Here is a 13,425-nt window from a genome sequence, read left to right as displayed (position 1 = left end):
TCTCTCATTAAAACCCCTTTATCACGGGATAAAGAAGCCTAACATTGTCACTATTTTTCTGTGTTATCCCACAAGAAAGCTCTCAAATATGAATAAAACTAGAGCATATCAATCTGGGGTAAAACGAATATTCATTTATTGGCTATATTTTTTCACTCGCCGAGTCGGTGCCGTATTTGCTGGATCATCAGGCCATAAATGCTTGGGATAGCGCCCTTTCATCTCTTTTTGTACCTCTTTATAGCTTCCTGCCCAAAATGTCGCCAAATCTTGCGTTTTTTGGATAGGACGATGGGCTGGTGACAATAATTCCATGATCACAGGCAATTGACCATTCGCAATAATAGGGCTTTGTTGTTCGCCATAAACTTCTTGAATACGAATAGCAATCACAGGTGGCAATGCCAAATCATAATTGATAATCACTTTTGTACCTGTCGGCGCCAAATAATGCGTCGGAAATAAGCTTTGAAGCAACTGATTTTCATGCCATGTTAATTGATTTTTAATAATCGTATTAATATCAATTTGTTGTAATGCTTTTAATGTCTGAACTTCTCCAAGTTCAGGCAAAAGCCATGTTTCTAAAGTTTCAAGTAACACAGCTTCGGCTAAATCAGGTAATAAGACCTCAGGACACCATTTTTTCGCTAAAGCAAGACGAATAAAAAGCTGTTGAGTCTCTTCACTAAGGGCTAAAGCATTTAAACCGTTATCTCTCAGCCAATTTAATAATGCTTGTTGCATTTGCTGTTTATTGGGTTTGTCTAATTGGCGCTGGCTTATGGTTAATCGCCCTAATTGGCGTTGTTGCCATGCAACCAATGTACCCCGTTTTTCATCCCATTCAACCGTGGTATTATTTTCAATTAGCTCAGGAAAAGTAGCTGATATTTCATCGATATCAATAGGTAGAGCCAATAAAATGCGCACATCAGCATAATGTGCATTTTGTAGTAATAATGGCGCTAAGATCCACGGTGTATCACTTATTGAGTGCCTGTCATCCATCATTGCACCTTGCCCATTTGCTAAACGAAAACGCCCTTGATTATCACGATTTTTAGCAATCCTATCAGGAAATCCAACGGCTAATAATAAACCTAGCAATTCAGGGCAGAACATCCCTTTACCATGTTGAGAAAGCTGTTTTTCACGTCGCGACCAAAAGATGTTTTTTTGTTGAGCAATCCACTCTAGATTAATTTCTTGTCCTCGCGGTGGCTCTTCTAAAATTGCACATAAACGTGCAGCCGTCGCAAGATGATTATCACTTTGCTCACTTGCATAATCCAAAATTGCCGCTAATCGAGGCTCTATACCCCATTGCGCCATGCGTGAACCTCGTGGTGTTAATCCACCTTGTTTATCTATCGCACCTAAACGATGCAATAAGTCTTTAGCGGCATGTAATGCTTGTGGTGTTGGCGTATCCAACCAACTCAATTGATTAATGTCACGACATCCCCACTGCAAAACAGAAAGCCACAACGACGATAAATCACTAGCTAAAATTTCGGGTATTTGGTGAGAAGCAACGCGCTCTGCCTGTTCTTGGCTTATTAAATGCCAGCAAATGCCTGCCTCAAGACGCCCTGCTCGCCCTGCTCTTTGTGTTTGTGATGATTGGCTAATTCTTTGACGCAATAAACTAGTGACACCACTTTTCAAATCAAATTGAGCGCGTTTTTCAATAGCACTATCAAGGACTAAACGAATTCCTTCAATGGTAAGACTCGTTTCTGCGATATTGGTCGCAAGAACGACTTTCCGATAACCTTTTTCAGTCGGTTCAATCGCTTTTTGTTGCTCAGCCAATGAAAGCGCACCATAAAGAGGAAATAACAAAACATTGTCATCCACTTTATCTTTTAGAATGTCTGCAACACGCACAATTTCGGCACTACCCGGCAAGAATATCAACATAGAGCCAGCTTCTTGCGCCAATAATCGCAATGCCATGGTGGCAATCTCTTGTTCAAAGGGTTGATGCGGATTGATAGGAAAATAGGCTCTTTCGACGGGATAACTACGACCTTCGGCGCTGATCATAGGTGCATCAGGCAATAATGCCGTGAGCTTTTGATTATCTAATGTTGCGGACATAATCAAAACACGCAAATCATCACGTAATCCCATCTGTACATCGAGCAATAGCGCCAGCGCTAAATCTGCTTGTAAACTGCGTTCATGAAATTCATCTAAAATCACAAGGCTTACGCCAGACAACTCAGGATCTTGCTGTAACATCCGGTTTAATACCCCTTCTGTTACCACTTCAAGTCGAGTTTTTGAGCTAACTTTGCTTTCCGCTTTCATTCGATAACCCACCGTATTACCAACTTCTTCATTTAGTTGATTGGCTAAACGATAAGCAATACTTTTGGCAGCAATTCGTCTTGGCTCTAATAAAATAATTTTGCCATCAAAAAGGTTCTGCTGAAGTAAATAGAGGGGAAGCGCCGTTGATTTACCTGCACCTGTGGGTGCATGAAGCAAAACTTGTGGGAATTGTTTTAACGCAGTAACGATATTTTCTGTTACATCAAAGATTGGCAATAAATGCACACAGGCTCCATGGCTCATTAACTTTTTTGGCTAGGCATTGTAGCATTAGCGCTTTATTAAAGGTCGTATTTTCATCGGAGTCATTATGAAATTTGAGCAACCGCTACAATCCGCCACTTTACTAAAACGATATAAGCGTTTTTTAGCAGACGTTGTCACCCCAAATGGGGAAGAATTCACGCTCCATTGCGCCAACACAGGAGCAATGACGGGATGTGCGACGCCCGGTGATACAGTTTGGTACTCCACCTCTTCAAACGCAAAAAGAAAATACCCGCACAGTTGGGAACTGACTCAAACTCAAACCGATGATTGGATTTGTGTAAATACCTTAAGAGCGAATGGGATTATAGCTGATGCTATTGAGGCGGGTGATATTCCAGAATTATCTGAGTATGACGAGATAAAACGAGAAGTGAAATACGGTAGTGAGAACAGTCGTATTGACATTTTACTTAAATCAAATCATAAAGTTGACTGTTATATTGAAGTGAAGTCAGTCACCTTACTCGACAACGGTATGGGCTATTTCCCTGATGCAAAGACAGAACGAGGTCAGAAACATCTTCGAGAGTTGACCGCTATCGCAAAATTGGGTTTAAGGGCTGTCTTATTCTACGCAGTTCCCCATACTGGGATTACGGAAGTGACTGTTGCTAAAGAGATTGACCCTAACTATGCTTCACTGCTAAAAGATGCAAGTGATGCAGGGGTTGAAATCTTGTGTTATCGCATCAATATTAGTGAATACAATTTAACAATTGGACAGCAATTACCTTTTATTTCAAATGGTTAATTGATTTTCATGGCTTTAGTTAAGTATTAGTTAAGTATTTTTTAACTAAAAAGGGACATTTACTTGCGTGCCTTCACACCATGAGAAAACTTATTAAAGGAATAATTGCTATCCTCGCGGGCATCTGCTATTTATAGCGCCCTATTTTTTCCCCTTCCTGTTTTGAAGGTGGGGATTATTCAGAAATGCGTATGTAGGAGAAGCATTATGCAAGAAGGGCAAAAGCGTAAAACATCGTCCATGAGCATTCTCGCTATTGCTGGCGTTGAGCCATATCAGGAAAAAGCGGGCGAAGAGTACATGAACGAAGCCCAATTAGCGCATTTTAAGCTAATACTTGAATCTTGGCGCAATCAGCTCAGGGATGAAGTCAACCGCACCGTTACTCATATGCAAGATGAGGCGGCAAACTTCCCAGATCCCGTTGACCGTGCTGCACAAGAAGAAGAATTCAGTCTTGAGCTGCGTAACCGTGATCGTGAACGTAAACTCATTAAGAAAATCGAGAAAACACTGAAAAAAGTCGAAGATGATGACTTTGGTTTCTGTGAATCTTGTGGAGTGGAAATCGGCATTCGCCGTTTAGAAGCTCGTCCTACAGCCGATTTATGTATCGACTGTAAGACATTAGCTGAAATCCGTGAAAAACAGATGGCTGGCTAATAATGAGCAAACGCCTCAGCCTAATACGTTGAGGCGTTAATCTGAATCTTTCGATGCACGAGATTACAGACTATATTGGGCGCTTTGCGCCATCGCCAACGGGTCAACTTCATTTTGGCTCCTTGGTTACTGCACTCGGCAGTTATCTTCAAGCTCGCGCATACCATGGGCGTTGGCTTCTGCGCATCGATGATATCGACCCTCTTAGAGAACCTCCTGGCACGGCATTCCAAATTATTCGTACATTAGAACATTATGGTTTGTTCTGGGATGAAGAGATCCTCTATCAATCGCAACGCCATGATGCTTATCGTGAAGTTTTACACACTCTTTGGAAAGAAGGTGTTTGCTATCACTGTCATTGTAGCCGTCATCGTTTACATGATTTAGGGGGCGTGTATGATAACCACTGTCGTCATCGCGAGCCGCTCACAAATAATGTTACGCCTTTTGATAAAGAAAGTGCATGGAGGCTGATCCAACAGCATCCTGTTTATCATTTTGAAGATGTCATTCAAGGTACATATTATTCAAAGAGTACGTCTATCGTGTTAGAAGATATGATTATTCACAGAAAAAATAACTTATTTGCGTATAATCTAGTGACAGTGATTGATGATAGTTATCAGGGTGTAACTGAAGTTGTTAGAGGTGCCGATCTACTTGATCCCACGTTGCGGCAGATCAGTTTACATAAACAACTGAATTTACCTATTCCGCGTTATGCTCATTTACCCTTAGCAATAAATCATGACGGTAATAAATTATCAAAACAAAATCACGCAAATGCGTTGCCAGATACTGATCCAAGACCCGTCATTATCGATGCTTTACGCTTTCTTAATCAGCCTATTATTGCGGGTTGGCAAGATTATTCGTTAGCATCATTGTTGGAGATTGCGATAGCGCAGTGGTCACCTTCTGAGATTTTAAAACAAAATCATCAGCAACAAGGGTATGAATAAACCACACAAAGCATTCTCAAAAAATGTTCAGTAGGCTATGATTAGCCGCTTAATTTTTTAATTATTAGAATTTATTATTCGAGGTGTCATATTTTTAATCGAGTAGCACATTTCTGCCGTAATCTGCTAGGGCGACAAACAACGTCATCAGACACACAACCGGTAGCGAGTGAAAGGCCAGTCACTGCTTCTGACCGACCAATACAAGAAACACAGAAACCTGTGCGTCGGCGTCCTGCTATATCCGCAGACCGCCCCCGTAAAAAAAAGAGTAATAAAGAAAAGGCGAACGGGAGTGATTTGCCAATGACTGTGATCCCAAGAGATCAACACCCAATTTCACGTAAAGACATCAGTGATAATGCATTAAAAGTGCTTTATCGCCTAAATAACTCTGGCTTTCAGGCTTATTTAGTTGGTGGCGGTGTCCGTGACTTATTACTGGGAAAAAAACCAAAAGATTTTGATATTGCCACTAATGCAACACCTGAAGATGTACGTCGATTATTCCGTAACAGCCGTTTAGTCGGTCGTCGTTTCCGTCTTGCTCATATTATGTTTGGCCCTGAAGTGATTGAAGTTGCGACTTTCCGTGGCTCTCATGAAGATCATGAAGTTTCAGACAACAACCAATCCCAGCAAGCACAAAGCGGCATGTTACTGCGCGACAATATTTTTGGCTCTATTGAAGAAGATGCCATCCGTCGCGACTTTACATTAAACAGCCTCTATTACGGTGTTGATGATTTTGCTGTACGTGATTACGTTGGCGGTTTAGCGGATCTGAAAGCGGGTATTATTCGCTTAATTGGCGATCCTGAAACGCGCTATCGCGAAGATCCCGTCAGAATGCTCAGAGCGATTCGCTTTGCAAGTAAATTGGATATGCAAATAGCGCCAGAAACCGCAGAGCCAATTGCCAGACTTGCTCCTTTGTTACGTAATATTCCATCGGCTCGTCTTTTTGAAGAATCGCTGAAATTATTACAAACAGGGCAAGGATACAACACTTACAAGTTAATGTGCCGTCATCAATTACTGGAGCCGCTGTTTCCGCTGATTGCATCTAAAATGACAGAGCAACATGATACGCCAATGGAGAGAATGTTAGATCAAGTTCTCAAAAATACGGACTACCGTATCAATAAAGAGATGCGAGTCAATCCAGCGTTCTTATTTGCGGCGATGTTGTGGTATCCATTAATTGAACATGCTGAAAAATTAGTTCAAGAAAGTGGTCTTTCTTACTATGACTCTTTCTCTATGGCGATGAACGATATTTTAGATGAACAATGCCGTACTATTGCGATACCAAAACGCATTACCACAACAATGCGTGATATCTGGCAATTACAGCAACGTTTACCTAAACGCCAAGGTCGTCGTGCGAATAAATTACTTGAGCACCCTAAATTCCGTGCTGCATTCGATTTACTGGAATTACGTGCCAATGTACAACGCAATCCAGAGCTTCAAGCGTTAGCAAGCTGGTGGGCTAATTTCCAAGCCTCTAACAACACGCAACAACGCTCAATGGTCTCTGAATTAGGGCAAGCACCGGTTCGCAGACGTCCACGTCCACGTAAACGCCCTCGTCATCCAAGTGCAAAACCAGCATCTAGACAAGAGAGCACCAATGAATAAACAGAAAAAACGTGTTTATATCATTTTGGGAAGTAATTTAGATTCACCTGAAAATCAGGTGAATTCAGCGATTAAGGCAATCAGTGAGATCCCACAAACAACATTGATTGCACAATCATCTTGGTATCGTACTCGCCCAATGGGACCACAAGATCAGCCTGATTACCTCAATGTTGCTGTTGCGGTTGATACAACCTTAGCACCAGAAGAGTTGCTAAATAACACACAAGCGATTGAATTAGCGCAAGGTCGTGTTAGGAAAGAAGGCAACCGTTGGGGTCCAAGAACGCTTGATCTTGATATTATGTTATTTGGTGATGACGTGATCCAAACCGAGCGATTAACCGTACCTCATTACGGGCTTAAAGTACGTGAATTTATGCTTTATCCATTAGCTGAATTAGCCCCCGATCTTCGCTTTCCTGATGGCGAGTTATTAGCAGATAGATTGGCGTTAGTGCCTGAAAATGGCATGGAAAAGTGGTAATTTCACACTAATACGCCCTTAATGCTAAAGGTTGATACTGTAAAAAACATAAACAGTATCAGCCTGTCTCTTCGCTGTTACTTTCCTTCGAGTTTTCAAACCCACCTCTGCGCCTCAATTTTCAAACTTTTTTATATTTATTTTTCATATGTAATCAATTGATAAATATAAATAAAAATTATCATTTGTTATTTTTCATTACTCATTTAATTACTTTTTCTTCGTTTTTAGTCCTTAAATGCTACAATCGAAAGTAGCTTTATTTTGATAATCGACTATTTCCTTTAATAAACAAATAATTATGTGAAGTAATTAATTTTATCTACACACAAAAATGACAATAATGGAGCTTGTTGCAATGAAACCCACTACGCTTTCAACGCTGAACAGCTATAAGCAAGAAAAGAAAAAATTCGCCACAATCACCGCTTATGATGCAAGTTTTGCTCGCCTTTTTGCACAAGAAGGTATTCAAGTCATGTTGATTGGTGATTCATTAGGAATGACACTACAAGGTCATAACAGCACGTTACCCGTGACTGTTGAGCAAATTGCCTATCACACTCGTTGTGTAAGAGCTGGCGCACCTAATGCCTTCTTAATTGCTGATATGCCCTTTATGTCTTATTCAACACCTGAGCAAGCTTGCCTTAATGCCAGTATTCTGATGCAAGCTGGGGCTAACATGGTGAAAATTGAAGGTGGTAGCTGGTTAATTCCAACAGTAAAAATGCTCACTGAACGTGCTGTTCCGGTCTGTATTCATTTAGGATTAACACCACAATCCGTTAATGTTTTTGGTGGTTATAAAGTTCAAGGCAGAGACTTTGCAGCGGCAGAACAATTAAAACAAGATGCGATATCACTTGAAAATGCAGGCGCTCAACTGGCGGTATTAGAATGTGTTCCTATAACTCTGGCTAAGGCGATTACAGACGTATTAACGATGCCTGTTATTGGTATTGGGGCAGGTAATGTCACAGATGGACAAATTCTTGTGATGCATGACTTATTAGGCTTAACCCCTCAAGCGCCTAAGTTCTCAAAAGATTTTTTACAAGAAGCAGGTTCATTAAAAGGGGCTGTTAGCCTTTATGTTCAACAAGTTGAACAAGGTCTGTTTCCCGAAGAAAAACATTCATTTAACTAATTTATTATCCTAATTATCAATATTTTTTAAAGGAGTCACGCTGTGCTAATTATTGAAACTACGCTTATCTTACGCAGAGAAATCAAGCGATTAAAGCAAGAAGGTAAACGCATTGCATTGGTTCCAACAATGGGTAATCTGCATGAAGGTCACCTAAAATTAATTGAAGAAGCCCGTATTCATGCAGATGTTGTGATAGCTTCTATTTTTGTTAACCCGCTTCAATTTGATAGAGAAGCGGATTTAGCAAACTACCCTCGCACTTTACAAGAAGATTGCGAATTATTGCGTGATAAACATGTCGATATTATCTTTGCACCTTCAGCGAAAGAGATGTACCCACATGGTATGGAAAATCAAACAACGGTTGATGTACCTGTATTATCTACCGTATTAGAAGGTGCAAGCCGCCCAGGTCATTTCCGTGGTGTCACGACAGTGGTCAGTAAGCTTTTTAACCTTGTACAACCTGATATTGCGATGTTTGGTGAAAAAGACTTCCAACAACTGCAAATTATCAAAAAAATGGTAAGCGATTTATGTATGGATATCAGCATCGTTCCTGTTGCTATCGTACGTGACAACAATGGTTTAGCGCTCAGTTCGCGCAATCGCCTATTATCCGACAACGAAAAACAACAAGCCCCTGCGCTTTATCAAGCGATGCAAGAAATCGCAGAGCAATTAAAGTCAGGTAATCATGATGTTAATCAGCTACTGCAAAATGCAAAAAGCACCTTAGAGCAGCAAGGTTTTCGTGCAGATGAATGCTTTATTTGTGACGCGGATACTCTAAGCCCTCTAAATGAAGATAGCCGACGTGCTGTTATTCTAATGGCGGCATGGCTGGGTAATACACGCTTAATTGATAACCAACAAGTTGACCTGGTTTAATCTTCATTATTAAAACAATAGGAAACACAACAATGCTACGCACAATGTTACAAGGCAAGCTCCATCGCGTAAAAGTGACACAAGCCGATCTTCATTATGAAGGCTCTTGCGCGATTGATCAGGATTTTATGGATGCCGCAGGCATTCTTGAAAATGAAGCGATTGATATTTATAACGTTGATAATGGTGAACGTTTTTCAACCTATGCCATTTGTGCAGAAAGAGGTTCACGAATTATTTCTGTTAATGGTGCTGCCGCTCGTCGTGCTGCCGTTGGCGATCGCTTAATTATTTGCTCTTATGTACAAATTCCTGATAGTGATGCGCGTAGCCATAAACCTAATATTGCTTATTTTGAAGATAACAATGAAATGAAGCGCATTGCTAAAGCGGTGCCCGTTCAAGTTGCGTAATCAATAAAATATTGCCCACTTCCCATAAGCAGAGGTTCCCTGCTTATGGGAAATAATTAACAAGAACAATAAATAACCCATTGTTATTATTTGCTTGTCACGATTCACCTCGATAAAAACGAGATATCAGATTCAAAACTGAGTTTCTTCTCCATTTTTCCTCGCTTATCTTTCTGTAGCTTGTTATAAATCATATAAGTATTGTCTGACTACTCTCTGACTAATAAAAAATTATGATAAAAGTTGCTTTAGTAGATGATCACATTGTTGTGCGTTCTGGATTTGCACAGCTTTTAATGCTAGAACCCGATATTCATATCGTTGGTGAATATTCTAATGGGCAAGAAGCATGGCCTTATTTAGTCCGTGATGATATTGATATTGCCGTTATGGATCTCTCTATGCCCGGCGAAAGTGGTCTACAGCTGCAAAGTCGTTTAAAACAAAAACGTCCTGATTTTCGCACCATTATTTTAAGTATTTACGATACGCCCGCTTTTGTTCAAAGCGCGCTAGACTCCGGCGCTCGTGGCTATTTAACCAAACGTTGTGGCCCTGAAGAATTAGTACAAGCTGTACGTGCTGTACATCAAGGTGGCTGTTATCTCTGCTCTGATGCCATGAAAGCGTTACGACAAACACCTGAAAAAGAAGATGCGCTATATACGTTAACACCACGCGAAAGAGAGATTTTCAATCTTTTAGTTCAAGGCGTTAACGTCAAAACGATTGCGGTACAACTTAACCTTAGCCACAAAACCGTTCACGTTCATCGTGCCAATGTGCTTGGCAAATTAAGCTGTGAAACCACTATCGATTTAGTCCATTTCGCCTTAAAAAATCAGTTGATCACAGGCTCGTTGTAAAATGAAAAGAGGGCTGCGTTTTCTCCTTCAATCCCTCTTTTTATTACTCACCTACTCTTTACTTTGGCTATCACTTTGGGTGATTGGTTTCTATTTAAGTCAAAACGGGCAACAAGCAGCTCTTTTCTTACCTCAAGGTCTGCGATTAGCCCTAATAATTTTACTCTGGCGTCGCTTTTGGCTACCGATGTTATTTGCAGAATGGGGGCTTTATTACTGGTTAGCGCAAGAGCAATTAATTACCCACTTCATTATTTATCTCTCACCAATACTAAGCCTTGTTGTCGCGCTAGAAGTTCAGCGTATTTGGTGGCGATATCCTCTTTATTGGCAACGCTTAACCCTATTAATTGGTGCTGTTGGCTTTAATAGCCTGCTACAAGCCTTTATTCTTGGTTTTGTGATTAATACCACCAGCGGTATTTTCCTGACATCCGTTACTGGTGGCATATTACTCGCCCCTTTTGTTTTTTTACTTTATGAATATCTACGCGAATTACAAAGTCGCGCTTTAGTTTCTGACGGTACACTCGAACCACCATTAAGAACATCATTATTAATGTGGGGATTTCTATTTTGCCTTATCGGGCTAAGCGCACAGTTTTTCTTAACCCCCGAAATAGAACGCTTATTAGTTATTCTTGTTTTTATCCCTAATGTATTTATGGCGTATCGTTATGGCTGGCAAGGCGGCGTATTATCCGCAATATTAGGCAGTTTGATCATTACGTTTGCTCGCCAAGTTAATGGCGCGTTTAATGACTTACGTGAATTAGAAATGTTCTTAACCACACAAGCTATTATTGGTATTGGCTTAGGAATAGCGATAAGTCGCCAACAACAATTAGCACATAATTTACGTCATTATCGGCTACGCTTAGAGCAAGAACTTCAAGCCAGACGCGAACTCATGGAGCAACTTGTTCATACAGAAGAGGATGTAAAAAAAGCCATTGCCCGTGAATTACATGATGAAATTGGACAAAATATTACCGCCATCCAAATTCAATCCATGTTAGTGAAAAAGATGGCTGATAATGATAAGACTCGTCAAACAGGGGAACAAATCGAACGGCTAGCGCTACAAATCCATCAATCTACACGTCAACTACTCCGACAATTACGTCCTCCTGTTTTAGAGGAAATGTCGCTTGAAAAAGCTCTTCATCATTTAATCAATGAATTTGCTTTTGATGACAACGGCATTACCTGTCATTTTAATTACTCGTTAGATAAAGAGCCTGAAAACGAAACCATTATTTTTACCCTCTACCGTTTAGTTCAAGAGCTGTTAAACAACATTAGTAAACATGCTAATGCAACCTATATCCAAATCTCACTGACTCAAAACCAAAATCGATTACGGCTGATGATTAGTGATAATGGCATTGGTATGTTACCCACATCATTATCAACACAACAAAGTAGTGGCTTTGGATTGCGCGGCATAGAAGAACGCATTCGCGCTTTAGGTGGAGAATGGGAAGTGGTAAACCATCACGGCACGAAAATAATTGTTAACTTACCCACAAATTCAAAAGAAAACAGTGAAAACTAAGAATAAGTCTTAGTCATCTACAACCTTATCTCATTCTTTTTCGCGACATTTTTTTTACATTTGCAACATCAAAGAGGATGTTATGTCAGGTAAAAATTCGGCATCAATTAATAAGACCTATAACTTTTGGCGCAAAAATTTAATGCTGTCGATGATTATTGGTTATGCCACTTTCTATCTCACACGTAAAAGCGTCAACTTTGTGATGCCCGTTATGCAGGTGGAATTAAATTTAGATAAAGGGGATATCGGTTGGATTGCCAGCTTGTTTTATCTCACTTACGGTTTATCTAAATTTGTTTCTGGTGTTTTCCATGATAAATGGGGATACCGCTGGTTTATGGGTGTGGGATTAGTGATGACAGGCATTATGAATATTATCTTTGCCTATTGTCTTTCATTTCCTGCACTGCTTTTGGTTTGGGCGCTAAATGGTTTCTTTCAAGGCTTTGGCTGGCCGCCTTGTGCAAGGTTGTTAACACACTGGTATTCACGCAATGAACGCGGCTTCTGGTGGGGATTATGGAATATCTCAATCAACCTTGGCGGGATGAGTCTTCCCATTTTAACTGCGTGGCTAGCGACGCATTATAGTTGGCAAGTCGCACTGCTTGTTCCCGGTACTATCGGCATCATCGTCGGGCTATGGTTGTGTGTACGATTAAAAGGAACACCCGCAGAGGAAGGGCTTCCTACTGTGGGTGTGTGGCGGCGCGATGTTTTTGAATTACGTCAAGAACAGGCATCTCCCCCTAAACCTATGCTAACTATTTTGAAAGAGAGCATTTTATTTAACCGAATGATTTGGTTGCTGGGTTTTTCCTATATTTTGGTTTATCTCATACGTATGGCGATTAACGATTGGGGAAATATCTGGTTATCAGAAACACATGGTGCCAACTTATTGAGTGCTAATGCCATTCTCTCTTTGTTTGAAGTCGGTGGCTTACTTGGGGCTTTGTGTTCAGGCTGGGGTTCGGATTTATTATTCCGTGGTCAACGAGCGCCAATGATATTGCTGTTTTCACTCGGGCTTTTTACCGCAGTAACAGCACTTTGGTTAATTCCAATTCATCATTATGCTTTGCTCGCAGCCTGTTTTTTTAGTATCGGTTTTTTTGTGTTCGGACCACAGATGTTAATCGGGCTTGCTGCAACAGAATATTGTCATAAAAACGCAGCAGGCACGGTAACTGGCTACTTGGGATTGTTTGCCTATTTGGGGGCGGCAATGGCAGGTTGGCCATTAAGTCAGGTCATGGCGCATTATGGTTGGACTGGGATGTTTGCATTATTAACCAGTGCTGCGGCCTTAATGGGACTCTTACTGATGCCGTTGTTAATTGCTGATGTTAGCAAACAAGAGCATTTAGTTGGCCCACTTTCATTTTCCGATGACGACACATTTAAAAGGTTCTGAA

At 40.7% G+C, this 13,425-nt stretch carries 12 protein-coding genes; 11 read left to right on the top strand and 1 reads right to left on the bottom strand.

What is annotated here, in order from left to right:
• Positions 1 to 135: 135 nt before the first annotated feature.
• The gene (gene hrpB / locus QQS39_RS04205) at positions 136 to 2,568 is read right to left on the bottom strand and encodes an ATP-dependent helicase HrpB (RefSeq protein ID WP_285805443.1); all 2,433 of its coding nucleotides are present in this window, start codon (positions 2,566 to 2,568) and stop codon (positions 136 to 138) included.
• An 85-nt stretch (positions 2,569 to 2,653) separates the two neighbouring features.
• Here hrpB and sfsA point away from each other — a divergent pair, with 85 nt between their 5' ends.
• The 11 genes from sfsA (at position 2,654) to uhpC (ending at position 13,424) form a co-directional block, all read left to right on the top strand.
• On the top strand, positions 2,654 to 3,364 hold the full coding sequence (sfsA, locus tag QQS39_RS04200; protein WP_285805442.1) for a DNA/RNA nuclease SfsA: 711 nt from the start codon (positions 2,654 to 2,656) through the stop codon (positions 3,362 to 3,364).
• A gap of 207 nt (positions 3,365 to 3,571) precedes the next feature.
• Positions 3,572 to 4,027, top strand: coding sequence for an RNA polymerase-binding protein DksA (gene dksA / locus QQS39_RS04195; RefSeq protein ID WP_023580786.1), 456 nt, complete (start codon positions 3,572 to 3,574; stop codon positions 4,025 to 4,027).
• A gap of 53 nt (positions 4,028 to 4,080) precedes the next feature.
• The gene (gluQRS, locus tag QQS39_RS04190; RefSeq protein WP_151434393.1) at positions 4,081 to 4,992 is read left to right on the top strand and encodes a tRNA glutamyl-Q(34) synthetase GluQRS; all 912 of its coding nucleotides are present in this window, start codon (positions 4,081 to 4,083) and stop codon (positions 4,990 to 4,992) included.
• Between the two features lie 90 nt (positions 4,993 to 5,082).
• Positions 5,083 to 6,636 (top strand): polynucleotide adenylyltransferase PcnB, encoded by a 1,554-nt coding sequence (gene pcnB, locus QQS39_RS04185; RefSeq protein ID WP_432711555.1) that lies wholly within the window; start codon positions 5,083 to 5,085, stop codon positions 6,634 to 6,636.
• Complete coding sequence (gene folK, locus QQS39_RS04180) at positions 6,629 to 7,123, top strand: 2-amino-4-hydroxy-6-hydroxymethyldihydropteridine diphosphokinase (RefSeq protein WP_151434391.1); 495 nt, start codon at positions 6,629 to 6,631, stop codon at positions 7,121 to 7,123. The genes pcnB and folK overlap by 8 nt, the downstream gene beginning before the upstream one ends.
• Before the next feature lie 358 nt (positions 7,124 to 7,481).
• Positions 7,482 to 8,273 carry a 3-methyl-2-oxobutanoate hydroxymethyltransferase gene (gene panB / locus QQS39_RS04175; RefSeq protein ID WP_151434390.1) on the top strand — a complete coding sequence of 264 codons (792 nt, stop codon included), beginning with the start codon at positions 7,482 to 7,484 and terminating at the stop codon, positions 8,271 to 8,273.
• Between the two features lie 42 nt (positions 8,274 to 8,315).
• Positions 8,316 to 9,167 (top strand): pantoate--beta-alanine ligase, encoded by an 852-nt coding sequence (gene panC, locus QQS39_RS04170; RefSeq protein WP_285805440.1) that lies wholly within the window; start codon positions 8,316 to 8,318, stop codon positions 9,165 to 9,167.
• Between the two features lie 32 nt (positions 9,168 to 9,199).
• The gene (panD, locus tag QQS39_RS04165) at positions 9,200 to 9,580 is read left to right on the top strand and encodes an aspartate 1-decarboxylase (RefSeq protein WP_064719124.1); all 381 of its coding nucleotides are present in this window, start codon (positions 9,200 to 9,202) and stop codon (positions 9,578 to 9,580) included.
• Between the two features lie 233 nt (positions 9,581 to 9,813).
• On the top strand, positions 9,814 to 10,446 hold the full coding sequence (locus QQS39_RS04160) for a response regulator transcription factor (RefSeq protein ID WP_151434388.1): 633 nt from the start codon (positions 9,814 to 9,816) through the stop codon (positions 10,444 to 10,446).
• Position 10,447: 1 nt separating this feature from the next.
• Positions 10,448 to 12,004 (top strand): MASE1 domain-containing sensor histidine kinase, encoded by a 1,557-nt coding sequence (locus QQS39_RS04155; RefSeq protein ID WP_151434387.1) that lies wholly within the window; start codon positions 10,448 to 10,450, stop codon positions 12,002 to 12,004.
• A gap of 82 nt (positions 12,005 to 12,086) precedes the next feature.
• Positions 12,087 to 13,424: an MFS transporter family glucose-6-phosphate receptor UhpC gene (gene uhpC / locus QQS39_RS04150; protein ID WP_285805439.1), complete on the top strand. Its 1,338-nt coding sequence runs from the start codon at positions 12,087 to 12,089 to the stop codon at positions 13,422 to 13,424.
• Position 13,425: the final 1 nt, after the last annotated feature.

Origin of the sequence: Proteus appendicitidis (genome assembly GCF_030271835.1) — a bacterium.
Classification (GTDB): domain Bacteria; phylum Pseudomonadota; class Gammaproteobacteria; order Enterobacterales; family Enterobacteriaceae; genus Proteus; species Proteus appendicitidis.
Note: the sequence above shows the minus strand (reverse complement) of the source record. Positions and strands in the feature narration are given on the sequence as shown.